This is a genomic window from Pseudomonas sp. Tav-5-1A (assembly GCF_055755055.1).
Genome location: NZ_CM146901.1, coordinates 5,985,418 through 6,007,668, shown reverse-complemented (window position 1 = coordinate 6,007,668; position 22,251 = coordinate 5,985,418). Strand labels below are relative to the sequence as shown.

General features: G+C 65.9%; 27 protein-coding genes. 17 read left to right on the top strand and 10 right to left on the bottom strand.

The features are described 5' to 3' along the window. Positions 1–51 precede the first annotated feature (51 nt). Positions 52–1,446: an MFS transporter gene (locus AC0J42_RS27695; protein ID WP_416427113.1), complete on the top strand. Its 1,395-nt coding sequence runs from the start codon at positions 52–54 to the stop codon at positions 1,444–1,446. Between the two features lie 9 nt (positions 1,447–1,455). After that, a complete protein-coding gene (locus tag AC0J42_RS27690; RefSeq protein ID WP_416427112.1) occupies positions 1,456–1,971 on the top strand; it encodes a single-stranded DNA-binding protein in 516 nt (171 codons plus the stop codon). A 164-nt stretch (positions 1,972–2,135) separates the two neighbouring features. Here the strand turns inward: AC0J42_RS27690 and AC0J42_RS27685 are convergent, their stop codons facing one another. Continuing rightward, complete coding sequence (locus tag AC0J42_RS27685; RefSeq protein WP_473004640.1) at positions 2,136–2,690, bottom strand: YbhB/YbcL family Raf kinase inhibitor-like protein; 555 nt, start codon at positions 2,688–2,690, stop codon at positions 2,136–2,138. 251 nt (positions 2,691–2,941) lie between these two features. Here AC0J42_RS27685 and AC0J42_RS27680 point away from each other — a divergent pair, with 251 nt between their 5' ends. Both AC0J42_RS27680 and AC0J42_RS27675 read left to right on the top strand, forming a co-directional pair. Continuing rightward, complete coding sequence (locus tag AC0J42_RS27680; RefSeq protein ID WP_473004639.1) at positions 2,942–3,826, top strand: sugar nucleotide-binding protein; 885 nt, start codon at positions 2,942–2,944, stop codon at positions 3,824–3,826. Further along, the gene (locus tag AC0J42_RS27675; protein ID WP_473004637.1) at positions 3,819–4,748 is read left to right on the top strand and encodes an NAD-dependent epimerase/dehydratase family protein; all 930 of its coding nucleotides are present in this window, start codon (positions 3,819–3,821) and stop codon (positions 4,746–4,748) included. Before AC0J42_RS27680 ends, AC0J42_RS27675 begins: the two co-directional genes overlap by 8 nt. A gap of 117 nt (positions 4,749–4,865) precedes the next feature. On the opposite strand, the gene AC0J42_RS27670 is transcribed toward AC0J42_RS27675, so the two are convergent. The 5 genes from AC0J42_RS27670 to AC0J42_RS27650 form a co-directional block, all read right to left on the bottom strand. Then, positions 4,866–5,564 (bottom strand): OmpW/AlkL family protein, encoded by a 699-nt coding sequence (locus AC0J42_RS27670; RefSeq protein WP_416427108.1) that lies wholly within the window; start codon positions 5,562–5,564, stop codon positions 4,866–4,868. A 105-nt stretch (positions 5,565–5,669) separates the two neighbouring features. Next, on the bottom strand, positions 5,670–6,185 hold the full coding sequence (locus tag AC0J42_RS27665) for a DUF3299 domain-containing protein (RefSeq protein WP_416427107.1): 516 nt from the start codon (positions 6,183–6,185) through the stop codon (positions 5,670–5,672). 10 nt (positions 6,186–6,195) lie between these two features. Then, positions 6,196–7,461 (bottom strand): ABC transporter permease, encoded by a 1,266-nt coding sequence (locus AC0J42_RS27660; RefSeq protein WP_473004636.1) that lies wholly within the window; start codon positions 7,459–7,461, stop codon positions 6,196–6,198. Next, complete coding sequence (locus AC0J42_RS27655) at positions 7,461–8,183, bottom strand: ABC transporter ATP-binding protein (RefSeq protein ID WP_473004634.1); 723 nt, start codon at positions 8,181–8,183, stop codon at positions 7,461–7,463. The genes AC0J42_RS27660 and AC0J42_RS27655 overlap by 1 nt, the downstream gene beginning before the upstream one ends. Further along, positions 8,183–8,773, bottom strand: coding sequence for a DUF2796 domain-containing protein (locus AC0J42_RS27650; RefSeq protein ID WP_416427104.1), 591 nt, complete (start codon positions 8,771–8,773; stop codon positions 8,183–8,185). The genes AC0J42_RS27655 and AC0J42_RS27650 overlap by 1 nt, the downstream gene beginning before the upstream one ends. A gap of 241 nt (positions 8,774–9,014) precedes the next feature. On the opposite strand from AC0J42_RS27650, the gene AC0J42_RS27645 reads away from it, so the two are divergent. Continuing rightward, positions 9,015–9,365, top strand: a complete 351-nt coding sequence (locus AC0J42_RS27645; protein ID WP_473004633.1) for a hypothetical protein — start codon at positions 9,015–9,017, stop codon at positions 9,363–9,365. 1 nt (position 9,366) lies between these two features. Here the strand turns inward: AC0J42_RS27645 and trxA are convergent, their stop codons facing one another. From trxA to AC0J42_RS27630, 3 genes are all read right to left on the bottom strand, one after another. Further along, positions 9,367–10,239 (bottom strand): thioredoxin, encoded by an 873-nt coding sequence (gene trxA / locus AC0J42_RS27640; RefSeq protein WP_473004632.1) that lies wholly within the window; start codon positions 10,237–10,239, stop codon positions 9,367–9,369. Between the two features lie 65 nt (positions 10,240–10,304). After that, on the bottom strand, positions 10,305–10,952 hold the full coding sequence (locus AC0J42_RS27635; RefSeq protein WP_473004631.1) for a class I SAM-dependent methyltransferase: 648 nt from the start codon (positions 10,950–10,952) through the stop codon (positions 10,305–10,307). Then, positions 10,949–11,401, bottom strand: a complete 453-nt coding sequence (locus AC0J42_RS27630) for a YbaY family lipoprotein (protein WP_416427100.1) — start codon at positions 11,399–11,401, stop codon at positions 10,949–10,951. The genes AC0J42_RS27635 and AC0J42_RS27630 overlap by 4 nt, the downstream gene beginning before the upstream one ends. A 107-nt stretch (positions 11,402–11,508) precedes the next feature. Here AC0J42_RS27630 and nrdR point away from each other — a divergent pair, with 107 nt between their 5' ends. The 12 genes from nrdR (at position 11,509) to AC0J42_RS27570 (ending at position 20,207) form a co-directional block, all read left to right on the top strand. Then, entirely contained in the window at positions 11,509–11,973 is a 465-nt protein-coding gene (nrdR, locus tag AC0J42_RS27625) for a transcriptional regulator NrdR (RefSeq protein WP_166363187.1), read from the top strand. A 2-nt stretch (positions 11,974–11,975) separates the two neighbouring features. Beyond that, positions 11,976–13,112, top strand: a complete 1,137-nt coding sequence (gene ribD, locus AC0J42_RS27620) for a bifunctional diaminohydroxyphosphoribosylaminopyrimidine deaminase/5-amino-6-(5-phosphoribosylamino)uracil reductase RibD (RefSeq protein ID WP_473004629.1) — start codon at positions 11,976–11,978, stop codon at positions 13,110–13,112. A gap of 45 nt (positions 13,113–13,157) precedes the next feature. Then, entirely contained in the window at positions 13,158–13,820 is a 663-nt protein-coding gene (locus tag AC0J42_RS27615) for a riboflavin synthase (RefSeq protein WP_027982036.1), read from the top strand. 15 nt (positions 13,821–13,835) lie between these two features. Next, positions 13,836–14,927 (top strand): bifunctional 3,4-dihydroxy-2-butanone-4-phosphate synthase/GTP cyclohydrolase II, encoded by a 1,092-nt coding sequence (gene ribBA, locus AC0J42_RS27610; RefSeq protein ID WP_027982037.1) that lies wholly within the window; start codon positions 13,836–13,838, stop codon positions 14,925–14,927. Between the two features lie 133 nt (positions 14,928–15,060). Further along, positions 15,061–15,537, top strand: a complete 477-nt coding sequence (gene ribH / locus AC0J42_RS27605; protein ID WP_008374078.1) for a 6,7-dimethyl-8-ribityllumazine synthase — start codon at positions 15,061–15,063, stop codon at positions 15,535–15,537. Continuing rightward, positions 15,534–16,034 (top strand): transcription antitermination factor NusB, encoded by a 501-nt coding sequence (gene nusB / locus AC0J42_RS27600; protein ID WP_027982038.1) that lies wholly within the window; start codon positions 15,534–15,536, stop codon positions 16,032–16,034. Before ribH ends, nusB begins: the two co-directional genes overlap by 4 nt. A gap of 18 nt (positions 16,035–16,052) precedes the next feature. Continuing rightward, positions 16,053–17,018 (top strand): thiamine-phosphate kinase, encoded by a 966-nt coding sequence (gene thiL, locus AC0J42_RS27595; RefSeq protein WP_473004628.1) that lies wholly within the window; start codon positions 16,053–16,055, stop codon positions 17,016–17,018. Continuing rightward, positions 17,015–17,524: a phosphatidylglycerophosphatase A family protein gene (locus AC0J42_RS27590; protein WP_416427097.1), complete on the top strand. Its 510-nt coding sequence runs from the start codon at positions 17,015–17,017 to the stop codon at positions 17,522–17,524. The genes thiL and AC0J42_RS27590 overlap by 4 nt, the downstream gene beginning before the upstream one ends. Before the next feature lie 33 nt (positions 17,525–17,557). Then, positions 17,558–18,283, top strand: coding sequence for a substrate-binding periplasmic protein (locus tag AC0J42_RS27585; RefSeq protein WP_473004627.1), 726 nt, complete (start codon positions 17,558–17,560; stop codon positions 18,281–18,283). Positions 18,284–18,400: 117 nt separating this feature from the next. Beyond that, positions 18,401–19,018 (top strand): GTP cyclohydrolase II, encoded by a 618-nt coding sequence (gene ribA, locus AC0J42_RS27580; RefSeq protein ID WP_416427095.1) that lies wholly within the window; start codon positions 18,401–18,403, stop codon positions 19,016–19,018. Further along, positions 19,015–19,434, top strand: a complete 420-nt coding sequence (locus tag AC0J42_RS27575; protein WP_473004626.1) for an MFS transporter — start codon at positions 19,015–19,017, stop codon at positions 19,432–19,434. The genes ribA and AC0J42_RS27575 overlap by 4 nt, the downstream gene beginning before the upstream one ends. Further along, the gene (locus AC0J42_RS27570; protein ID WP_473004625.1) at positions 19,434–20,207 is read left to right on the top strand and encodes a cobalamin-binding protein; all 774 of its coding nucleotides are present in this window, start codon (positions 19,434–19,436) and stop codon (positions 20,205–20,207) included. Before AC0J42_RS27575 ends, AC0J42_RS27570 begins: the two co-directional genes overlap by 1 nt. Before the next feature lie 77 nt (positions 20,208–20,284). Here the strand turns inward: AC0J42_RS27570 and dxs are convergent, their stop codons facing one another. Continuing rightward, positions 20,285–22,180: a 1-deoxy-D-xylulose-5-phosphate synthase gene (dxs, locus tag AC0J42_RS27565; protein WP_473004624.1), complete on the bottom strand. Its 1,896-nt coding sequence runs from the start codon at positions 22,178–22,180 to the stop codon at positions 20,285–20,287. Positions 22,181–22,251: the final 71 nt, after the last annotated feature.

Genomic DNA, 22,251 nt, shown 5'->3' with positions numbered 1-22,251 from the left:
CTCTATCGTTGGGACTGGTAGAATCGCCGCCGGTTCACACGAGGTTTTTCCATGCACGATCTCCACAGCGAACGCATGAGCGGCAGCGAGACCCGCGCGGCTGGCGGCCTGGCCCTGGTGTTCGCATTCCGCATGCTGGGCATGTTCATGGTGTTGCCAGTACTGGCCACCTACGGCATGGACCTGGCCGGCGCCACCCCGGCCCTGATCGGCTTCGCCATCGGCGCCTACGGCCTGACCCAGGCATTCCTGCAAATTCCATTCGGCATTATTTCCGACCGCATCGGCCGTCGCCCGGTGATCTACATCGGCCTGGTGATCTTTGCCCTGGGCAGCCTGCTGGCGGCCCATGCCGACTCCATCTGGGGCGTCATCGCCGGCCGGGTGCTGCAAGGTGCCGGGGCGATTTCCGCGGCGGTCATGGCCCTGCTGTCGGACCTGACCCGCGAGCAGCACCGCACCAAGGCCATGGCCACCATCGGCATGAGCATCGGCGTGTCGTTCGCGGTGGCCATGGTGGTGGGCCCGCTGGTGACGCGCGCGTTCGGCTTGTCCGGGCTGTTCATCGTCACCGCGGTGATGGCCCTGGTGGGTATCGCCCTGATCGCCTTCGTGGTGCCCAGTGCCTCCAGCCACTTCACCCACCGTGAGTCGGGCGTGGCCCGGCAGGCGCTGCTGCCGACCCTCAAGCACCCGGACCTGCTGCGCCTGGACGTGGGGATCTTCGTGCTGCACGCCATCCTGATGGCGAGCTTCGTGGCCTTGCCGCTGGCCCTGGTGGAGCGCGCCGGGCTGCCGAAAGAGCAGCACTGGTGGGTTTACCTGACCGCCTTGCTGGTATCTTTTTTCGGGATGATTCCGTTCATCATCTACGGCGAAAAAAAGCGCAAGATGAAGCGCGTGCTGATTGGTGCGGTCGCCACCCTGATGCTCACCGAGCTGTTTTTCTGGGCCTTCGGCAACACGCTGACGGAACTGGTGGTTGGCACCGTGGTGTTCTTCACCGCCTTCAACCTGCTGGAAGCTTCGCTGCCGTCGCTGATCAGCAAGGTGTCGCCGGCCGGTGGCAAGGGCACGGCCATGGGCGTGTACTCCACCAGCCAGTTCCTGGGCGCGGCCCTGGGTGGCATCCTCGGTGGCTGGTTGTTCCAGCACGGCGGCTTGAATGTGGTATTCATCGGCTGCGCCGGGCTGTTGGCGATTTGGTTGGCCATAGCTGTTACTATGCGTGAACCACCGTACGTGACGAGCCTGCGCTTGCCCCTGTCGCCAGAGGCGATACGCGAAGCGGGCCTCACCGAGCGCCTCAAGGCAGTACCGGGTGTAACAGATGCAGTGGTGGTGGCAGAAGAAGCCGCCATCTATATCAAACTGGATACAGAAATTTTGGATCGTGCTTCCCTGGAGCGCCTGGTCAACCCAGGCCCAGAGACGTGCCAAGCCTAGGAGAATGTTATGGCCCGTGGGGTTAACAAAGTCATTTTGGTCGGTACTTGCGGTCAGGATCCTGAAGTCCGCTACCTGCCCAACGGCAACGCTGTCACCAACCTGAGCCTGGCTACCAGCGAGCAGTGGACCGACAAGCAGAGCGGCCAGAAGGTCGAGCGCACCGAATGGCACCGCGTGTCGATGTTCGGCAAGGTTGCCGAGATCGCCGGCGAATACCTGCGCAAGGGTTCGCAGGTTTACATAGAAGGCAAGCTGCAGACCCGCGAGTGGGAAAAAGACGGCATCAAGCGCTACACCACTGAAATCATCGTCGACATGCAGGGCACCATGCAGCTGCTGGGCGGCCGTCCACAACAGGGCGACCAGGGCCAGGGCGGCAACAACTACCAGCAGTCGGCCCCGCGCCAGCAGGCTCCACGTCCTCAGCAGGCCGCGCCACAACAGTCGCGCCCAGCGCCACAACAGGCTGCCCCGCAACCTGCTGCTGACTTCGACAGCTTCGACGACGACATCCCGTTCTGATTGCTGCCATCAAAAAAGCCCCCGCCTAGCGGGGGTTTTTTTTGACCCAAAAGCCCGTAGCAGCTGCCGCAGGCTGCGTCCCGCAACGCCGAGCTGAGCGTGCAAGCCGGCGGCGCCGATGACGCGGCCTGGCGGCGGATGGCCGCCCCGCCGCTGCTACAACGTCAATGCCCGTACAGGCCAACCACGTTGCGCCCCGCCAACGCATGCCCCGCCAGGCGCGCCATCAGCTCTTCGCGGGTCAGCCCTTCAGGCAGCGCGCCAGGCTTGAGGTCAGTGGCAATCACCGTCAGCACGTAATGATGCGGCTGATCCCCCGGGGCTGGGCAGAACCCTCGGAAATCGGCGGTCCCGGCAATGTTCTTGCCCACGGTGATGCCCGGCACGCTGACCAGCGCTTCACCCTCCTTGATCCCGCCACGCTGGGCTGGAATGTTATAGGTCACCCAGTGGCTGACGCCCAGGCCGTTATGCCCGTCCACGTCGAGAATCAGCACCGCCATCGATTGAGTGCCAGCGGGCAGCTCGCTCCATGACACCTGCGGGTTGTGGCGATTGCCCGAACCGCACTCGGCCGGGGTATCGGCGGCACTGACATTGACCTTGCCGCCTTCGACAAAGGCGTCGGTGCTGACCTTCATGGTGGTGGCGCTGGCCAGTTGGGTGCCGGCCAGCAGCAGGGCGGCGGTGCAGGTGGTAAGCAGGTGGCGCAGTTTCATCAGCAAATCCATTCATCCTTCGCAGCAGGCTTCAGACAGGCGAGCCGTTGCGTGCAACCATCATAAAGGCAGCTTCGGATCCCTTGATGAAACTAAGGCTAATGTCCAATACCCTGCAACGGTTGCCGATTGATCCCCGCAGCACAAATCCGCAAAATGCAATAACATAAGCCTCTTGACCGATCGCCGCGTGGCCCTGGCCCCCGGCAATCCCTGGCTCACAGACTTAACGGACCGGACCTGCTGACTCTATGCGAATGCGCCTTATGCTGTTGGGCGGCGGTAATGCCCTTGGGCAAGCGCTGATTCGTCTCGGGGCGGAGGAAGACATCGGCTTCCTTGCTCCGCGCCCACCTGAAAACGGTTGGGATGCGGCGAGCCTGACCCAGCTGCTCGATGACACCCGCCCCGATGCGCTGATCAACCTTGCCTACTATTTCGACTGGTTCCAGGCCGAGAGCGTCAGCGAAGCCCGGCTGGCCCAGCAGGAGCGCTCGGTAGAGCGCCTGGCGCAGTTGTGCCAGCACCACCAGATCATCCTTGTGCAGCCTTCCAGCTACCGGGTGTTCGACGGCTCGCGCGCCACGGCGTACAGCGAGAAGGACGAGCCCGTGCCCCTGGGGCTGCGCGGCCAGGCCCTGTGGCGCATCGAGCAGAGCGTGCGGGCTACCTGCCCGCAGTATGTGCTGCTGCGTTTCGGCTGGTTGCTGGATGACAGCGTCGACGGCGTGCTGGGGCGTTTCCTCGCCCGTGCCGAACAGCCCCAGGAAATTCACCTGGCCGATGACCGCCGTGGCAACCCGACGCCGGTGGACGACGCCGCGCGGGTGATTATCTCGGTGCTCAAGCAACTCGATTGCGCGGCGCCGCTGTGGGGCACGTATCACTACGCCGGCAACGAGGCCACCACGCCGCTGGCGCTGGGGCAGGCGATCATCAGCGAAGCGGCGAGCCTGCACCCGCTGGCCATCGAGGCGCCCACGGCCCAGGCGCACGCCGCCCGCCCTGACGCCGCCGATGAGCCGCAGCATGCGGTGCTGGCCTGCAAGAAAATCCTTCACACCTTCGGGATCAAGCCGCGCGCCTGGCGCTCGGGCCTCCCAAGCCTATTGGATAGATATTACCGACATGGTTGATGCACCTGTACTGATCACCGGGGGCGCCGGCTTCATCGGCTCGAACCTTGTTGACGCGCTGTTGGAGAAAGGCCATGCGGTGCGGATTCTCGACGACCTCTCCATGGGCAAGCGCAGCAACCTGCCACTGGACAACCCAAGGGTAGAGCTCATCGAAGGCGACGTCGCCGATGCCGCCCTGGTGGCCCGCGCCGCCCAGGGTTGCCAGGCGGTGGTGCACCTGGCCGCTGTGGCTTCGGTGCAGGCCTCGGTGGACGACCCGGTGCGCACGCACCAGGCCAACTTCATCGGCACCTTGAACGTCTGCGAGGCCATGCGCGTCGCGGGTATCAAGCGCGTGGTATTCGCCTCCAGCGCGGCCGTGTATGGCAACAACGGTGAAGGCGAGGCCATCGGCGAGGACACGCCCAAGGCGCCGTTGACCCCCTACGCCTCGGACAAGCTGGCCAGCGAGCACTACCTGGACTTCTACCGCCGCCAGCACGGCCTGGAGCCGGTGATCTTCCGCTTCTTCAACGTCTTCGGGCCGCGCCAGGATCCATCCTCGCCGTACTCCGGGGTCATCAGCATCTTCTGCGAGCGCGCCCAGCAAAACCTGCCCATCAACCTGTATGGCGATGGCGAGCAGACGCGCGACTTCATCTACGTGGGGGACCTGGTAGCGGTGCTGCTGCAGGCGCTGGAAGCGCCGAGCGTCGAGGAAGGGGCGATCAACGTGGGCCTGAACCAGGCCATGAGCCTCAACCAGTTGCTGGCTGAGTTGAAGACCGTGCTGGGCAGCTTGCCCGCGGTCAGCTACGGCGATGCACGCCCTGGCGATATCAAGCACTCCCGGGCGAACAACTCGCGCTTGCTGCAGCGCTTCACCCTGCCGGCAATCACCCCGATGGCCACCGGCCTGCGCAACCTGCTGGGCCTGTGAACCCGTAGCCGCTGCCGCAGGCTGCGCTGGCCCTGGCAGGCGCTGGAGGTCTCCAGCGAGGCAAAGGGCCAGCGCAGCCTGCGCAGCGGCTACGCGATCGTGGTATAGCCGTTCACATCAGAACTTGTAACCCACGCCCACCATGTAGACCCACGGGTCCACGTCCACGTTGACCTTGGTGCGGCCCACGCCCAGCGCTGTCGGGCCGTCGACGCTGGCCTGGGTGTCGATGTCCACGTACCACACCGCGGCGTTGAGCATGATGTGGTCGGTCAGCATGTAGTCCGCGCCCACCTGGGCTGCCCAGCCCCACGAATTCTTCAGGTTCAGGTTGCTGAAACCTTCGGCCTTGCGGTCGCTGGTCAGGTCTTCGCCGTAGAACCAGGTGTAGTTCAGGCCCACGCCCGCATAAGGCTGGAATTTGGAGCTGGGCTCCATGGGGTAGTACTGCAGCGACAGGGTAGGTGGCAGCTGCTTGATGTCAGCCAACTTGCCGTCCAGGCCGGCCACGCCGGTGGCGGCGCTCACGCCCTTGACCCCGACCTTGTGCTGGAACGGCGTGGCCGCCAGCAGTTCCACGCCCACGTGGTCGGTGAGCATGTAGGCGAAGGTCAGGCCCAGTTGGGTGTCGTTGCCCAGGGTCGCCTTGGTGCCGGAGACCTTGGCGCCGTCGAGCTTGAGGTTGCCGCTGTCCTCGTTGGGCGCGGTCTCGATCGCGCCCGCGCGGACGATGAAGTCCCCGGCCTGGTGAGCGTGGGCAAGCGGGGTGAACAGGGCGGCGCTGATCAGCGAGGCCCCTAGCAGTTTGGTGTTCATCGGGTCTCCATCGGACGAGGGGAAAAAGCCTTGGCCGATGGTAGGAAAGCTCTGGATCAAGGGTTTTGACCCAGCTCAATAAAACCGTAACTTTTACCTGGCGCGTTATTCCGGCAGCTCGTAGATGTAAATCTTGTCGGCTTCCATCTGGTAGCCGGCGTCGGCCAGTTCGCTGTCTGAGCGCTTCACGCGCATCGTGCCCTCTACCCAGAACGCCTGGTACAGGTCGTCGAGCTTGACCCCGACCTGGCTGGTCACGTGGACGATCTGGTTCGAAGGCGGCGGCGGCACGTGGATGCAGGCGCCGTAGTACGGCACCAGCAGGAAGTCGGTGGTGCGCCCGTCATCGCTGACCTCCAGCGGCACAATGAACCCCGGCATCTTCACGTTTTGGCCGTCCAGTGCCTTCACAACCGGGGCGTCGGGCTGTTGCTGCTTGACCGCTGGCGCCGACTCCATGTCCGAGCCCATCTTCGACAGGTCGTGCAGGGGCGTCATCTGTGGGGCGATTTTCGGCGCGTCGGGCGGAATCATCTCCGCCCAGGTCAGCTCGCGCGGCGCCGTGGCCGCCCACAGGCCGGGGGCGGCGATCATCAATACAAACAGCAAGGCAGCTTTCATCGGGCACGGCTCACAGGTGGATGGACAGGCCGTCGGCCAGTGACTGCCGGTAGGCACGCCAGGCCGGTACGGCGCCCATGACCAGGGCTGCGGCGAGGATAATGCCCAGCAGCGACCATTCATAGGCCGTGGGGGCCGACAACGGCAAGTACAGCCCATAATTGGCCTGCACGTAGCCCTGCGCCGCAGCGATGCCGGCATACAGCAGCGCCACCCCGGCGACGATGCCGCACAGCGCCAGGGAGAAGGCTTCCAGTATCAGCAGGCTGGCGATATGCCAGGGGCGCGCGCCCACCGAGCGCAGGATGGCCATCTCGCGCCGGCGCTCGTTGAGGCTGGTGAGGATGGCCGTGAGCATGCCGATCAGCCCGGTCAGCACCACGAACAGCGAGACCACGAACAAGGCTTTCTCCGCCGTGCCCATCAACCCCCACAGCTCTTGCAGGGCCACGCCGGGCAGGATTGCCAGCAGCGGTTCGCCAACAAAATCGTTGATCTCGCGTTGCAGGGCGAAGGTCGAGATCTTGTTGTTCAGGCCCAGCATCACGGCGGTGATGGCGGTAGGCGTGAGGTCCATGTTGCGCGCCTGGTCGGCGCTGATGCGCCCGGCGCCACGGGCCGGCACGCCGTTGTGCCAGTCGATGTGGATGGCCTCCATGCCACCCAGGCTGATGTGTAGCGTGCGGTCCACCGGCGTGCCCGTGCGCTTGAGGATGCCGACCACGGTGAACGGCTTGTCGTCGTGCTTGACCAGGCTGATGGCGGCGGTGCCGTGGGCCAGCACCAGGGTGTCACCGAGCTTGTAGTGCAGCGCGTCGGCTACCTCTGCGCCGAGCACCACCTCGAACGGGTCGCTGGCGAAGAAACGCCCGGCGGCCATTTCCAGTGGCTGGTGATGGCCGTACTGGTAATGCTCGAAGTACGACTGGTCGGTGCCCAGCACCCGGTAGCCACGGTGCGAGTCGCCCAGGGACATGGGGATGGCCCATTTCACCCGCGGGTCGTGGGCGTAGTGCTGGAAGCTGTCCCAGCGAATGTTGTTGGTGGCGTTGCCGATGCGGAACACCGAATACAGCAGCAGGTTCACCGAGCCCGAGCGGGCGCCGACGATCAGGTCGGTGCCGCTGATGGTGCTGGCAAAGCTGGTGCGGGCTTCGGTGCGCACGCGTTCCACGGCCAGCAGCAGGCACACCGACAGGGCAATGGCGAACGCGGTGAGGAAGGCGGTGAAGCGCCGGTTGGCCAGGCTGGCCACGGCTAGACGGAACAGGTACATCAGACTTCCCCAGGGGCGGCGGGGCGCACGGCCCGGTTGAGTTCGGCCAGCGACAGGCTGCGGTCGAACAGCGGTGCCAGGCTCTGGTCGTGGCTGACGAACAGCAGACTGGAGCCAGCCTCGCGGCATTCGGCGAACAGCAGGCGAATGAAGGCTTCACGGGCGTCGTAGTCCAGCGCCGAGGTGGGTTCGTCGGCGATCACCAGTTCCGGCTGGCCGATCAGCGCGCGGGCCGCAGCCACGCGTTGCTGCTGGCCGATGGACAAGGTGTCGGCGCGGCGCTGCAGCAGCGCCGGGTCGGTGAGGCCCAGGTGCGCCAGCAGGGTGGCCGCCGCCTGGTCGATGCTACCGTGACGCTGCCTGGCCCGCTCGGCGCGCTGGCGCGAGAAGTGGCAGGGCAGCTCGACGTTTTCGCGCACCGACAGGAACGGCAGCAGGTTGAACTGCTGGAAGATGTAGCCGGTGTGGTCGACGCGGAAGCGGTCGCGGCGGCCCTGGCTCATGTCACCCAGTTCATGGCCCAGCACCTGCACGCTGCCACTGACGGGCTTCTGCACGCCGCCCAGCAGGCCCAGCAGGGTGGTCTTGCCGCTGCCGCTGGGGCCTTTGAGGAACAGCGTCTCGCCGGCTTCCAGGCGAAACGCGGGTATGTCCAAAAGCACCGGCTGGCGCGGCCAGGCAAAGTGCAGGTCGCGCAGTTCGATAAGGGCTGTACTGGCCATCAGAAACCCAGGGTGCTGTTGTCCGGGGTGGCTTCCAGGCCTTTCTGGCCAGCCGGGCCGATCATCTGTACCACCACCTTGTGGGTGGCGGGGAAGGTCTTGAACACCTGCGACAGGTCCAGGCCCTTGAGCTTGTCCGGGGCGGTGCAGGTGAATTCGTAGCTGGCGTGGATCTCGCTGTGGTGGTGCTCGGCGCCAGCGGCGTGCTCGTCGTGATCGTGGTCGTCATCGTCGCCATCCTCGGCGGGCATCACGTCGCCGAACAGCGGGCTTTGCAGGTGCTGGCTGGCCACGCTGCAACCGGCGGCGGCCGGCAGGTTGAACAGCGCCAGGGGCTGTTCCAGCAGGGCGCGGGCCTTGGCCACGGCGGCCTTGTCGGTGTCAGTAGTGGCCAGGTGTTCGAAGCCGACGATGTTCATGGCCGGGCTTTGCAGTTCCAGCGCCAGGGTCTGGTCGTCAAGCGCCGCGTTGACGCGGGCCGTGCCGTGTTCATGCGTGCCCAGGCTGCCGTGTTTTACCGGGGTGTCGTCGGCGTGGGCAATAGCCAGTGGCAGCAGCGCGAAGGGCAGGGCGAGCAGAAGTCGGCGCATGAAAATGTCCTGAGGAAAGATGAATAATTGTAACGTTATAACAACTTTAAAGTGCCAGCACCATAAAGGCCCAGATGAAATTTTTCACCGCGCGTAGCCGCTGCCGCCAGGCTGCGCTGGCCCTCAGCCACACTCCATATCTCTGATGTTCACACCGGCCAGCGCAGCCTTCGGCAGCGGCTACGGTGTTCAGGGTTTGCGCAGGTATGGGAACATGGCCCTTCGCAGACGAGGACTCAACATGCTACGAATTCGTGGAAGCATCGGCGCCTGGCCGGTGGACCTGACCATCGAGATGGACGCCGCCGACTGGCAGCACCTGGGCGCGCAGTTGAACGTGCAGGCCCAGGCTCCGGCAGCCCCGGCAGCCCCGGCGGCCAAGCCGGCGGGGCAGGACGACGCCCTGTGGCAGGCCACGCTGCAACTGGTGCAACAGGCAGGGCAGGTCAGCGGCCCCGAACTGCTGGGGCAGCTGGAAGGCCTGGCGGGCAGCGTGGCAGCGGGCAAGCGCCTGTTGGTACGCCTGCGCCATTGCCGGGAAGTGCGGGTGGAAAGCGGCGCCGACACGCCGCTGTATTGCTGGGTCGAATGACTCAGTAGAGGGCGGCGAACAGCTTGCGGCGGTAGGTGGTGACCAGCGGGTGATCATTGCCCAGCAGCTCGAACACCTGCAGCAGGGTCTTGTGCGCCACGCCTTCGTTGAAGCTGCGGTTGCGCACGAACAGTTTCAGCAGGGCGTCCAGCGCTGCTTCGTACTGCTGGCGCGACAGCTGCTGGATCGCCAGCTGGAACACTGCCTCGTCGTCGCCCGGGTTCTGTGCGACGCGGGTCTTGAGGTCGGCGACGTCGGGCAGGTCGGCGGCCTGGCGCAGGAAGGTCAGCTGCGCCTTGGCGCCGGCCAGGGCGGCCTTGTGCTCGTCGCCCTTGACCGCGTCCAGCACGGCCTGGGCCTCACCCAGTTCGTTGCGTTCGGCCAGGCAGCGGGCGTACAGGATCAGTGCCAGGGCGTTGCTGTTATCTTCGCCCAGCAGCACCCGCAGGATCTCCTCGGCCTTGGCGAACTGACCTTCGTTGAACAGCGCCTGGGCCGCTTCCAGCGGGTCGGCGGCGGCAGCTTCGGGCATGTGCACATGCGGCTCCAGCATGGCGCGGATTTCAGCTTCCGGGCGTGCTTCGGCGAAACCATCCATCGGCTTGCCTTCCTTGAACAGCACCACGGTAGGCAGGCTGCGAATGCCGAAGTGGGCGACGATGTCCTGCTCCACGTCGCAATTGACCTTGGCCAGCAACAGCTCGCCCTGGTAGCTCTCGGCGATCTTTTCCAGCAGCGGCATCAGCACCTTGCAGGGGGCGCACCACTCGGCCCAGAAGTCCACCAGCACGGGCTGCTCGAACGACTTGTCGATCACGTCCTGTTGGAAGGTGGCAGTGGTGACATCGAAAATATACGGCGTGGACTGGCTCATCGTGCATCTCGAAAAAAGCGGTAATACCCGCACTATAAAGGCTGGCGCTGCTGGCCGGAAGCGCCTCAGCCGCGCTGCGCGTGATAGAGGCTGACGTGGCGAAACTCGTGGGGCTCGGCCAGGTCCGGCAAGGTGCAGGCGTGCAACTGGCCCAGCGGCTGGTAGACCGGGTGGCTGAAGTCGCGCACCCGCGAGTCGGCCACCAGCGCCTGGCGCCCGCGGCTGAGGAAATGGTCGAGCAGGGGCAGGTTGGCGCGGTCGTAGAGCACGTCGGCCACCAGGATCAGGTCAAAGCGGTCGGCCTCGGCGAAGAAGTCCGCCGAGTAGCCCAGCGCCACGCCGTTGAGCGCAGCGTTGGCGCGGCAGGCGTCCAGGGCCAGTGGGTCGAGGTCGCAGGCCACCACCTCGGCGGCACCGGCCTTGGCTGCGGCAATGGCGACCACGCCGGAACCGGCGCCGAAATCCAGCACGCGCTTGCCGGCTACCCAGTGCGGCTGCTCGGCCAGGAAGCGCGCCATGGCCAGGCCGCTCGCCCAGCAGAAGCTCCAATACGGCGGCTCGTGGAGGATGCGCCGGGTTTCCTCGGGGCTGAAGGCGCGGTCCATGTTGTCGCCGTCGATCAGCCACAGGCGGATATCGGTGTCGGGCAGCGCGGTGCTGACCAGTTGCGCATCGCCCAGCAGCTCGCTCAAGGCCTGTTGCAGGTGGATCATGGCGCTTGCAGCAGCTGCAGGTTGCCCAGGGCCTGGGTGGCAGGCTGCGCCACCGGTACCGCCGGCAGGTGCAGGATCAGCACCCCGGACTGGCTGGCGCGGCCGCGCAGCTCCACCCGCAGGTTGGTGGGGAAGGCCTCGGGGTTGAAGCGCAGCTGGAAGCCCAGGGGCTTGCCCGTGCCGTTCCACTTGCCGCTGGCCAGCAGTTGCTGCGGGCGGCCGCGCTCATCCACCGCCAGCAGGGCCAGCTCAACCTCGGCACCCGCGGGGGCGCCGAGCACGGTGCCGGTCAGCTCACGCTGGTAGGCGGGCAGTGGGCCCAGTGGCTGCTGGGCGCCGATGGCGGCTTTCGGGGCGGGCGCGACGGGCGCCACCGGCTTGGGCTTGTCGCTGCCGCAGGCCGCGAGCAACGCGACCAGGCTCAGCAAAATCAGGGGGCGTAGAGGCATCGGCAGATCCATCGCAATAAATAACCTCTGTATACCGTAAAGCCTTTGGCTTGTCTTGCCAGTGGGATGCGCTACCATGGCCCTCCCATTTTTTGTTGCCTGCCACCATGCACTGTCCCTTCTGCGGTGCCAACGACACCAAGGTCATCGACTCGCGACTGGTCGCCGAGGGCGAGCAAGTGCGCCGCCGTCGCGAATGCCTGGCCTGCGGTGAGCGTTTCACCACCTTCGAAACCGCCGAACTGGTTTTGCCGCGCCTGATCAAGCAGGACGGTAGCCGCCAGCCCTTCGACGAAGAAAAACTGCGCGCCGGCATGCAGCGGGCGCTGGAAAAGCGCCCGGTCAGCGTCGAGCGCCTGGAAGCGGCCCTGGCCCACATCAAGCACAAGCTGCGCGCCACCGGCGAGCGCGAGGTCAAGTCGCTGGTCGTCGGCGAGCTGGTGATGGCCGAGCTGCAGAAGCTCGATGAGGTTGCCTACATCCGCTTCGCCTCGGTGTACCGGCGCTTCCAGGACCTGGACGAGTTCCGCGAGGAAATCGACCGCCTGGCCCGCGAACCCGCCAAGGAGTGACCATGCCCAGCGAGCAAGCCGTCCTCGACGCCCATTACATGGCCCGCGCCATCGAACTGGCGCGCCGCGGCCTGTACACCACGCACCCCAACCCGCGGGTAGGCTGCGTGATCGTGCGTGATGGCCAGGTAGTGGGCGAGGGCTGGCACGTGCGCGCCGGCGAGCCCCACGCCGAGGTGCATGCCCTGCGCCAGGCTGGCGAGCTGGCGCGTGGCGCCACCGCCTACGTCACCCTTGAACCGTGCAGCCACCATGGCCGCACCCCGCCGTGCGCCGAGGCCCTGGTGAATGCCGGGCTGGCGCGGGTGGTGGCGGCCATGCAGGACCCCAACCCGGAAGTCGCCGGCCGTGGCCTGAAGCGCCTGGCTGATGTCGGCATCGAGGTGCTCAGCGGTGTGCTGGAGGCTGAATCCCGGGCCCTGAACCCTGGCTTCCTCAAGCGCATGGAGCACGGCGTGCCCTTCGTGCGGGTCAAGCTGGCCATGAGCCTGGACGGGCGCACGGCCATGGCCAGCGGCGAGAGCCAATGGATTACCGGCCCGGCGGCCCGCTCGGCGGTGCAGCGCCTGCGTGCGCGTTCGAGCATCGTACTGACCGGCGCCGACAGCGTGCTGTCCGATGGCGCGCGCATGACCGTGCGTGCCGAACAGTTGGGCCTGGACGCCGAGACCACGGCGCTGGCGCTCAGCCGCCCGCCGTTGCGCGTGCTGATCGACGGCCGCCTGCGGGTGCCGCTGGATGCACCGTTCTTCCAGGCCGGCCCGGCGCTGGTGGTCAGCTGTGCCGAAGGCGCGGACGCCAGCGTGTACCAGCAGCACGGCCATGAACTGTTGCTGGTGGGCGCCGTCGACGGCCACGTCGACCTGGCGCAGTTGCTGACGCTGCTGGCCGCCCGTGGCGCCAGCGAAATTCTCGTGGAAGCCGGCCCCACCCTGGCTGGCGCCTTCGCCCGCCAGGGGTTGGTGGACGAGTTCCAGTTGTTCGTCGCTGGCCAGTTCCTCGGCTCCAGCGCGCGGCCGTTGCTGGACTGGCCGTTGGCGCGCATGAGCGAGGCGCCCCGGCTGAAAATCATTGAAATGCGCGCAGTGGGGGATGACTGGCGAGTCATCGCAATACCTGCCCCGGCGGCAAGCGTATAATTTGCGCCTCGCGCCCAGCGCAGGCCCGGTTCCGTAGGAGGATCCATGTTCACCGGCATTATCGAATCCATCGGCAGCATCCGTTCGTTGACCCCCAAGGGCGGTGACGTGCGCGTTTACGTAGAAACCGGCAAGCTGGACCTTGCCGACGTCAAGCTGGGCGACAGCATCGCGGTCAACGGCGTGTGCCTGACCGCCGTGGAACTGCCGGGCGACGGCTTCTGGGCCGACGTCAGCCGCGAGACCCTGGACTGCACCGCCTTCCACGAACTCAAGGCTGGCAGCCGGGTGAACCTGGAAAAGGCCCTGACCCCAAGCTCGCGCCTGGGCGGCCACCTGGTCAGCGGCCACGTCGACGGTGTCGGCGAAATCGTTTCCCGCGAGGAAAACGCCCGTGCCATCCAGTTCCGCGTGCGCGCACCGAAGGAGCTGGCCAAGTACATCGCCCACAAGGGCTCGATCACCGTCGACGGCACCAGCCTGACCGTGAACGCCGTGGACGGCGCCGAGTTCGAGCTGACCATCGTCCCGCACACCCTGGCCGAAACCATCATGGCCGACTACCGTGCTGGCCGTAAGGTCAACCTGGAAGTGGACCTGCTGGCCCGTTACCTGGAGCGCCTGCTGCTGGGTGACAAGGCCGCCGAGCCGTCTGCCGGTGGCATCACCGAGAGCTTCCTGGCCGCCAACGGCTACCTCAAGTCCTGATATAGGGGGTGCCGCGTGGCGCTCAACACAATCGAAGAACTGGTGGAAGACATCCGCCAGGGCAAGATGGTCATCCTCATGGATGACGAAGACCGCGAGAATGAAGGCGACCTGATCATGGCCGCCGAATGCTGCCAGGCCGAGCACATCAACTTCATGGCCAAGCACGCCCGCGGCCTGATCTGCATGCCCATGACCCGTGAGCGCTGCGAGCTGCTGAAGCTGCCGCTGATGGCGCCACGCAACGGCTCGGGCTTCGGCACCAAGTTCACCGTGTCCATCGAGGCCGCCGAAGGCGTGACCACCGGCATCTCTGCCGCCGACCGCGCCCGCACCGTGCAGGCAGCTGCGGCCAAGGACGCCAAGGCAGAAGATATCGTCAGCCCTGGCCACATCTTCCCGCTGATGGCCCAGGCCGGTGGCACCCTGGCCCGTGCCGGGCATACGGAAGCTGCCTGCGACCTGGCGCGCATGGCCGGGTTCGAGCCCAGCGGCGTGATCTGCGAAGTGATGAACGACGACGGCACCATGTCCCGCCGTGCGGAACTGGAAACCTTTGCTGCCGAACACAACATCAAGATCGGCACCATCGCCGACCTGATCCACTACCGCATGATCCACGAACGTACCGTTCAGCGGATTGCCGAGCAGCCGCTGGACAGCGAACTGGGCCAGTTCAACCTGGTGACCTACCGCGACGCGGTGGAAGGCGACGTACACATGGCGCTGACCCTGGGCACCATCTGCGCCGAGGAACCGACCCTGGTACGGGTGCACAACATGGACCCGCTGCGTGACCTGCTGATGGTCAAGCAGCCCGGCCGCTGGAGCCTGCGGGCCGCCATGAGCGCGGTTTCCGAGGCGGGCAGCGGCGTGGTGCTGCTGCTCGGCAACCCGGTGGATGGCGACGTGCTGCTGGCACATATCCGCGAGACGGCGGAGAGCGCGCCGGTGAAAAAACCGACCACCTACAGCATCGTCGGTGCCGGTTCGCAGATCCTTCGCGACCTGGGCGTGCGCAAAATGCGCCTGATGAGTTCGCCAATGAAGTTCAATGCGATATCCGGATTCGACCTGGAAGTAGTAGAATACGTGCCCTCCGAATAAACACGGTTCCAGGGTCGCCAGATTGCCAGGCCAGCGCTATGGTTTTCAGTGACCCCGCACGTTCTTGTTCGTGGCCCATTACCCCCATGGGGCGCCGCTGGCGCCCCTGCTCTTTAAGACGAGACACACCCGAATGACCCTGAAGACCATCGAAGGTACCTTCATCGCCCCCAAAGGTCGCTATGCCCTGGTGGTTGGCCGATTCAACAGCTTCGTCGTCGAAAGCCTGGTCAGCGGCGCCGTCGACGCCCTGGTTCGCCACGGTATCAGCGAAAGCGACATCACCATCATCCGCGCCCCTGGCGCCTTCGAAATCCCGCTGGTAGCGCAGAAAGTCGCCCAGCAGGGCGAGTACGACGCGATCATCGCGCTGGGCGCGGTCATTCGTGGCGGCACTCCGCACTTCGAATACGTGGCCGGTGAATGCACCAAGGGCCTGTCCCAGGTTTCCATGGAATTCGGTGTGCCGGTCGCCTTTGGCGTGCTGACCGTCGACTCCATCGAACAGGCCATCGAGCGTTCCGGCACCAAGGCTGGCAACAAGGGCGCCGAAGCTGCCCTGTCCGCCCTGGAAATGGTCAGCCTGCTGTCGCAGTTGGAGGCCAAGTGATTTCCGACGAAAGCGATCGTTTCAACCCGCGCGATCCAAAACCTGCGGATGCTGGCAAACCTTCCAAGAGCATGAAGCGCCGCGAAGCCCGCAAGTTGGCCACCCAAGCCCTGTACCAATGGCACATGGCTAGCCACTCGCTGAACGAGATCGAAGCGCAGTTCCGGGTCGACAACGACTTCACTGACGTCGACGGTGCCTACTTCCGCGAGATCCTCCACGGCGTGCCGGCCAGCAAGACCGAGATCGATGCCGTGCTCAAGCCGTGCATGGACCTGGCCCTGGAAGAGCTGGACCCTGTGGAACTGGCCGTGCTGCGCCTGTCCACCTGGGAACTGCTCAAGCGCGTCGACGTGCCGTACCGCGTGGTGATCAACGAAGGTATCGAGCTGGCCAAGGTGTTCGGTTCCACCGACGGCCACAAGTTCGTCAACGGCGTGCTCGACAAGGTTGCGCCGAACGTGCGTGCCGCCGAAGTGAAGGCATTCAAGCGCTGATCCACGCGCTTGCATACCATGGGCGAGTTTGAGCTGATACGACACTACTTCGCCGCCGCGCCCTGTGCGCAGGCCGGCGACGGGGTGGCGCTCGGCATCGGTGATGACTGCGCCCTGCTGGCCCTGCCAGCCGGCCAGCAGTTGGCCGTGTCGACCGATACCCTGGTGGCCGGGGTGCATTTCCCTGACGCCGCCGACCCCTTCCTGCTCGGCCAGCGCGCGCTGGCGGTGGCGGCCAGTGACCTGGCGGCCATGGGCGCCGACCCCATTGGCTTTACCCTTGCCCTGACCTTGCCGTCGGTGGCCGAAGGCTGGCTGCAGGCGTTTGCCGAGGGCCTGAACCGCATGGCCACGCAATGCCGCCTGAGCCTGATCGGCGGCGACACCACCCGCGGGCCGCTGAGCCTGACCATGACCGTGTTCGGCGGCGTGCCGGCCGGCCAGGCGCTGCTACGCTCGGGCGCACGTGCTGGCGACCTGCTGTGCGTGGGCGGCGTGCTGGGGGATGCCGCTGGCGCCTTGCCGCTGGTGCTGGGGCAGGCGCAGGCCGACGCGGCCATTGCCGAGCCACTGCTGGCGCATTACTGGTCGCCACCACCGCAGTTCGGCCTGGGCCAGGCGTTGCGCGGCAAGGCTACGGCCGCCATGGATATTTCCGACGGCCTCCTGGCCGATTGCGGGCATATCGCGTCGGCGTCCGGCGTGGCCCTGGCGCTTGAACTGGACGCCTTGCCGCTGTCGAATGCACTGGTCGGCCTGCTGGGCCGGGACGCGGCGCACACCGCTGCCCTTACCGGTGGCGACGACTACGTGCTGGTGTTCAGCCTGCCTGCGGCGCACCTGCCCGGCCTTCGTGCCGAAGGCTGGCCGATCCACGTGCTGGGCCAGGTCCGCGAAGGCCAGGGCGTTAGCCTGCACGATGGCAAGGGCTGCGACATTACCCCGGCTGTTCGGGGTTATCAACATTTTCGGGAGACACCGTGACAGACCACCCCAACCAGGTACCGGCAGAGAACGTGCCGCCGTCCGTCTGGCGCAACCCCTGGCACTTCCTGGCATTCGGCTTCGGCTCCGGCACCCTGCCCAAGGCGCCGGGCACCTGGGGCTCGCTGGTCGCCATCCCATTCATCCCGTTGTGGCAGATGCTGCCCGACTGGGGTTACTGGCTGATGCTGGGCGTGACCATGCTGTTCGGCTTCTGGCTGTGCGGCAAGGTCGCCAACGACCTGGGCGTGCACGACCACGAAGGCATCGTCTGGGACGAAATGGTCGGCATGTGGATAACCCTGTGGCTGGTGCCTGATGGCTGGGAATGGATACTGGTCGGGTTCCTGATGTTCCGTTTCTTCGACATACTCAAGCCATGGCCTATCCGCTGGATCGACCGGCATGTGCATGGCGGCGTCGGCATCATGCTCGATGACGTGCTGGCCGGCGTGTTCGCCTGGCTGGCGATGCAGGTGGTGGTGTGGGGGTGGCACTTCGTTTAAGGCTGGGTAGGGCGCGACGACAGGAGGCGGCTCATGATCGCAAGGATGCTGATGGTGTTCGGCCTGCTGGCCCTCTGCACGGCGGCAGTCGCCGAGCCGCTGCCGGCGCACATCCAGGTGGCCAGCGAGGAGTGGAGCGACTACACCAACGCCGACGGCAGCGGCCTGGCCTGGGACATCCTGCGCAAGGTGTTCGAGCCGGCTGGCGTCAAGCTGGAAACCCGCAGCACGCCCTACATGCGCTCGGTCGGCCTGGTGCAACGCGGTGAAGCCGATGCCTGGGTCGGCTCCTATCACGACGAAATCGCCAACACCCTTTACCCCCGCTGGCATTACGACACCGATCACATCTATGCCCTGGGCCTGGCTGACAAGCCGGCGCCTACCCTGAACACGATCGGCCACTTCCGCCTGGCCTGGGTGCGTGGCTATGGCTTCGAGCGCTACCTGCCCGGCATCCACCAGTTCAATGAAGTGCAGCGCCGCATCGGCATCCTGCCGATGCTGCTCCACGACCGTGCCGACTATTACATCGACGCCCAGACCGAAATCCTCGGCGTGCTCAAGCAGGCCGACCAGCCGGCACGCTTCAAGCTCACCCACATCGCCGAACTGCCGCTGTTCCTCGGCTTTGCCGACACCCCCAACGGGCGGGCGCTGCTGGCGCTGTTCGACCGGCGCATGGACCAACTGGTGCCCAGCGGCGAACTGCGCCCGCTGTTCGACCGTTGGCAGCAGCCTTATCCCTTTACGCCATAAGCGATCAAACTTCCTGATCTTTATGCTGCGAAATTCAGCCTAAGCGTCGTCAGTAAGCTGCTGTTACAATGCAGACCTTGGTCAATATTCATGTCAGATATTTGATAGGAGCACCCGGTGCCCGTCGTTTTCGTCGCCGCTTCCAAGCTGCCAACGCCTTTTGCGCAATTCACCATGCACGGTTTCCTCGATGAGGCCACCGGCCGCGAGCACGTCGTGCTGAGCCTGGGCGATGTCGCCGATGGCGAACCCGTGCTGGGCCGCCTGCACTCCGAGTGCCTGACCGGCGATGCCCTGTTCAGCCAGCGTTGCGACTGCGGTTCGCAGCTTGAAGCCGCCTTGCAGGCCATCGCCCGTGAAGGCCGTGGTGTGCTGCTGTACCTGCGTCAGGAAGGCCGCGGCATTGGCCTGCTGAACAAGATCCGTGCCTATGAGCTGCAGGATGGCGGCGCCGACACCGTCGAAGCCAACGAGCGCCTGGGCTTTGCCGCCGACCAGCGCGACTACGCCATGTGCCAGCCGATGCTGGAGCACCTGGGCGTGAAATCGCTGCGCCTGATGACCAACAACCCGCGCAAGGTCAAGGCGCTGACCAACATGAACATCGTGGTCGCCGAGCGCGTGCCGCTGCACACCGGCCACAACCCGCACAACAAGCACTACCTGGCCACCAAGGCCGGCAAGCTGGGGCACATGATGGGCAATGAACACCAAAGCGAGGCCGATCGGGCGTGACCCGTTCGCAGGTGCGCCGCCGTTTGGCGGTAGCCTGGTGGCAGCAGCTGGCGCTGACCCTGCTGCCCTTGTTCGTCATGAGCTGGGCCTTTGGCCAGAGTGACGACCTCATGCCTGTGTTGGCGATGCCCATGTTCATCGCCGGCATCGCTTCGATGTTCCTCAGCCTGCCACGCTTCGGCGCCTACAAGCGCAGGCTGATCGCTACCCAGCAAGCCCTCGACACCGCCCAGGAACCCGCGGCCTGGATCGCCCTGGCCGCCACCCGGCGCATGGCGTTCCTGTTCGCCGGCCTACCCGCCTGGATCGCCGCCCTGGCGGTGCTGTTCGGGCTGGAAGCGCTGCCACTGTGCCTGCTGGCGCTGTCCAGCGTGCTGCTGCTCTGCCTCTACCGCATTCCGCGCCAGCTGGGCTGATGCGCCAACTGCTCGCCTGCCTGCTGCTGGTGCTATGTGCCCAGGCCGGCGCGGCGCAGCGGGTGGTCAGCCTGGCGCCATCCTTGACTGAAATTGCCGTGGAAGTCGGTGGCCAAGGCCGTCTGGTCGGCGTACTGGACGCCGGGCCGCGGCCCCCCGGGCTTGAACACCTGCAGTCAGTGGGGCATTACGGGCAGTTGGACATGGAGCAGCTGCTGGCGCTCAAGCCCGACTTGATCCTGCTGTGGCCAGGCAGCGTCGGCCCCGCCCAGCGCGAGCAGGTGCGGCGCCTGGGCATTCAGCTGATGACCGCCGAACCCCATTCCCTGGAAGACCTGGCCACCGAGCTTGCACAGATTGCCGTGCCCCTGGGCCAGGCCGAACGCGGCCGCCAGTTGGCCGATGCCTTCCGCCTGCGCGTGGCGGCGTTGCGCGAGCGCTACCGGCGCAGCGTGCCGTTGCGGGTGTTCTATCAGGTGTGGGATGCGCCGCTGTACACCGTGGGCGGCGGGCAGATCATCAGTGATGGCTTGAGTGTCTGTGGTGGGCGCAATGTGTTCGACGACCTGGCGTTGCCGGCACCCCAGGTAAGCCTGGAGGCGGTGCTGCAGCGGGACCCGCAGGTAATCGTGGTGCCCAATCAAGCCCAGGCCGATGCCTGGCGCAAGTGGCCGGTCAAGGGCAGGGTGGTGGTGGGGGATCCGGGAGTGGAGCGCCCCAGTGGGCAGATCGTGGAGGCGCTGGCACGCCTCTGCGAACGCATGAATCAATGACCGTGCCACGCCCATCGCGACCAAGGTCGGCTCCTACACGGTAGGAGCCGACCTTGGTCGCGATGGAGGCAATGCGGTCAGAGGCCGATCTGGGCCAGGCGCTTGACGATCGCCGCTTCGATGCCGGCCTCGTCCAGCCCGCATTCCGCCAGCATCTGCGCCGGCTTGGCGTGCTCCACGTACGCATCCGGCAAGCCCAGGTGCAGCATCGGCTTGAGCAGGTTTTCGGCGGCCAGGAATTCACCCACCGCAGCGCCCGCGCCGCCCATGATGCTGTTTTCCTCGAGGGTGACCAGCAGCTCGTGGCGCGCGGCGATGTCGCGCACCAGCGCTTCATCCAGCGGCTTCACGAAGCGCATGTCGACCACGGTGGCGTCCAGCTTCTCGGCCACCTTCAGGGCCTCGGCCAGTTGCACGCCGAACACCAGCAAGGCGGTCTTGCTGCCTTCGCGGCGAACCACGCCCTTGCCGATTTCCAGCGGTTCAAGGCCCGCCTCGATGGTCGCGTTCGGGCCGGTGCCACGTGGGTAGCGCACGGCCGCCGGGCCTTGGTACAGGTGGCCGGTGGTGAGCATCTTGCGCAGTTCGTTCTCGTCGCTCGGGGTCATGATCACCATCCCCGGGATGCAGCGCAGGTACGACAGGTCGAAGCTGCCGGCGTGGGTCGGGCCGTCTTCGCCCACCAGGCCGGCACGGTCGATGGCGAACAGCACGTCGAGGTTCTGCACCGCCACGTCATGGATCAGCTGGTCGTAGGCACGCTGCAGGAAGGTGGAGTAGATCGCCACCACCGGCTTGGCGCCTTCGCAGGCCATGCCCGCGGCCAGGGTCACCGCGTGTTGCTCGGCGATGGCCACGTCGAAATAGCGCTCGGGGTAACGCTCGCTGAAATCGACCAGGTCCGAGCCTTCCTTCATCGCCGGGGTGATGCCCACCAGGCGTTGGTCGGCCGCCGCCATGTCGCACAGCCACTGGCCGAACACCGCGGAGTACTTCGGCCCCGTGGGTTTTTTCGGCGCGACAGGCGCGTTCAGCGGTTCCAGCTTGGTGATGGCGTGGTAGCCGATCGGGTCGACCTCGGCCGGCGCGAAGCCCTTGCCCTTCTTGGTGACCACGTGCAGGAACTGCGGGCCCTTGAGGTCACGCATGTTGCGCAGCGTGGCGACCAGGGTGGGCAGGTCGTGGCCGTCGATGGGGCCGATGTAGTTCCAGCCCAGCTCCTCGAACAGGGTGCCGGGTACCAGCATGCCCTTGGCGTACTCTTCGGTACGACGGGCGATCTCCCAGGCGCCGGGCAGGCGCGACAGCACTTTCTTGCTGCCTTCGCGCATGCTCGCGTAGGTACGGCTGGAGAGAATCTTGGCCAGGTAGTTGGACAGGCCACCGACGTTGCGCGAGATCGACATGTCGTTGTCGTTGAGGATCACCAGCATGTCGGCGTTCACCTCGGGCGCATGGTTCAGCGCCTCGAAGGCCATGCCGGCGGTCAGCGCGCCATCGCCGATCACGGCAATGGCCTTGCGCCCGCTGTTCTGCAGGCGCGCGGCGATGGCCATGCCCAGGGCGGCACTGATCGAGGTGCTGGAGTGGCCGACGCCAAACGTGTCGTACTCGCTCTCGCTGCGCCGCGGGAAGGCAGCCAGGCCGTCTTTCTGGCGCAGGCTGGCCATGCGCTCGCGGCGCCCGGTCAGGATCTTGTGCGGGTAGGCCTGGTGGCCCACGTCCCACACCAGGCGGTCGTCCGGCGTGTCGAAGACGTAATGCAACGCAATCGTCAGTTCGATGACGCCCAGGCCGGCACCGAAGTGCCCGCCGGTCTGGCCAACGGTATAGAGCAACTCCTGGCGCAGTTCATCGGCCAGGGTTTCCAGCTCGGCTTCACCCAGTCGGCGCAGACCTGCCGGCGTGTCGGCACGGTCCAGCAGGGGCGTCAGCGGGCGTTCGCGGGGAATCTCTTGAAACGTCGTGGGCATCAGGCGAATCGTTATAAATATGAAGTGGCGGCAGTTTAACCTATGCAGCGCCGACTGCCCACGCGATGACG

Excerpts from the sequence above, each read along its gene's own strand:
- AC0J42_RS27665 (WP_416427107.1), bottom strand. The coding sequence starts at position 6,185 with ATGAAAGCTGCCTTGCTGTTTGTATTGATGATCGCCGCCCCCGGCCTG.
- AC0J42_RS27645 (WP_473004633.1), top strand. The coding sequence starts at position 9,015 with ATGCTACGAATTCGTGGAAGCATCGGCGCCTGGCCGGTGGACCTGACC.
- ribH (WP_008374078.1), top strand. The coding sequence starts at position 15,061 with ATGACCCTGAAGACCATCGAAGGTACCTTCATCGCCCCCAAAGGTCGC.
- trxA (WP_473004632.1), bottom strand. The coding sequence starts at position 10,239 with ATGAGCCAGTCCACGCCGTATATTTTCGATGTCACCACTGCCACCTTC.
- AC0J42_RS27660 (WP_473004636.1), bottom strand. The coding sequence starts at position 7,461 with ATGTACCTGTTCCGTCTAGCCGTGGCCAGCCTGGCCAACCGGCGCTTC.
- AC0J42_RS27615 (WP_027982036.1), top strand. The coding sequence starts at position 13,158 with ATGTTCACCGGCATTATCGAATCCATCGGCAGCATCCGTTCGTTGACC.
- AC0J42_RS27675 (WP_473004637.1), top strand. The coding sequence starts at position 3,819 with ATGGTTGATGCACCTGTACTGATCACCGGGGGCGCCGGCTTCATCGGC.
- AC0J42_RS27570 (WP_473004625.1), top strand. The coding sequence starts at position 19,434 with ATGCGCCAACTGCTCGCCTGCCTGCTGCTGGTGCTATGTGCCCAGGCC.
- AC0J42_RS27630 (WP_416427100.1), bottom strand. The coding sequence starts at position 11,401 with ATGCCTCTACGCCCCCTGATTTTGCTGAGCCTGGTCGCGTTGCTCGCG.
- nrdR (WP_166363187.1), top strand. The coding sequence starts at position 11,509 with ATGCACTGTCCCTTCTGCGGTGCCAACGACACCAAGGTCATCGACTCG.
- AC0J42_RS27690 (WP_416427112.1), top strand. The coding sequence starts at position 1,456 with ATGGCCCGTGGGGTTAACAAAGTCATTTTGGTCGGTACTTGCGGTCAG.
- thiL (WP_473004628.1), top strand. The coding sequence starts at position 16,053 with ATGGGCGAGTTTGAGCTGATACGACACTACTTCGCCGCCGCGCCCTGT.
- AC0J42_RS27670 (WP_416427108.1), bottom strand. The coding sequence starts at position 5,564 with ATGAACACCAAACTGCTAGGGGCCTCGCTGATCAGCGCCGCCCTGTTC.
- dxs (WP_473004624.1), bottom strand. The coding sequence starts at position 22,180 with ATGCCCACGACGTTTCAAGAGATTCCCCGCGAACGCCCGCTGACGCCC.
- AC0J42_RS27685 (WP_473004640.1), bottom strand. The coding sequence starts at position 2,690 with ATGAAACTGCGCCACCTGCTTACCACCTGCACCGCCGCCCTGCTGCTG.
- ribD (WP_473004629.1), top strand. The coding sequence starts at position 11,976 with ATGCCCAGCGAGCAAGCCGTCCTCGACGCCCATTACATGGCCCGCGCC.
- AC0J42_RS27680 (WP_473004639.1), top strand. The coding sequence starts at position 2,942 with ATGCGAATGCGCCTTATGCTGTTGGGCGGCGGTAATGCCCTTGGGCAA.
- AC0J42_RS27585 (WP_473004627.1), top strand. The coding sequence starts at position 17,558 with ATGATCGCAAGGATGCTGATGGTGTTCGGCCTGCTGGCCCTCTGCACG.
- AC0J42_RS27695 (WP_416427113.1), top strand. The coding sequence starts at position 52 with ATGCACGATCTCCACAGCGAACGCATGAGCGGCAGCGAGACCCGCGCG.
- AC0J42_RS27650 (WP_416427104.1), bottom strand. The coding sequence starts at position 8,773 with ATGCGCCGACTTCTGCTCGCCCTGCCCTTCGCGCTGCTGCCACTGGCT.
- AC0J42_RS27635 (WP_473004631.1), bottom strand. The coding sequence starts at position 10,952 with ATGATCCACCTGCAACAGGCCTTGAGCGAGCTGCTGGGCGATGCGCAA.
- AC0J42_RS27655 (WP_473004634.1), bottom strand. The coding sequence starts at position 8,183 with ATGGCCAGTACAGCCCTTATCGAACTGCGCGACCTGCACTTTGCCTGG.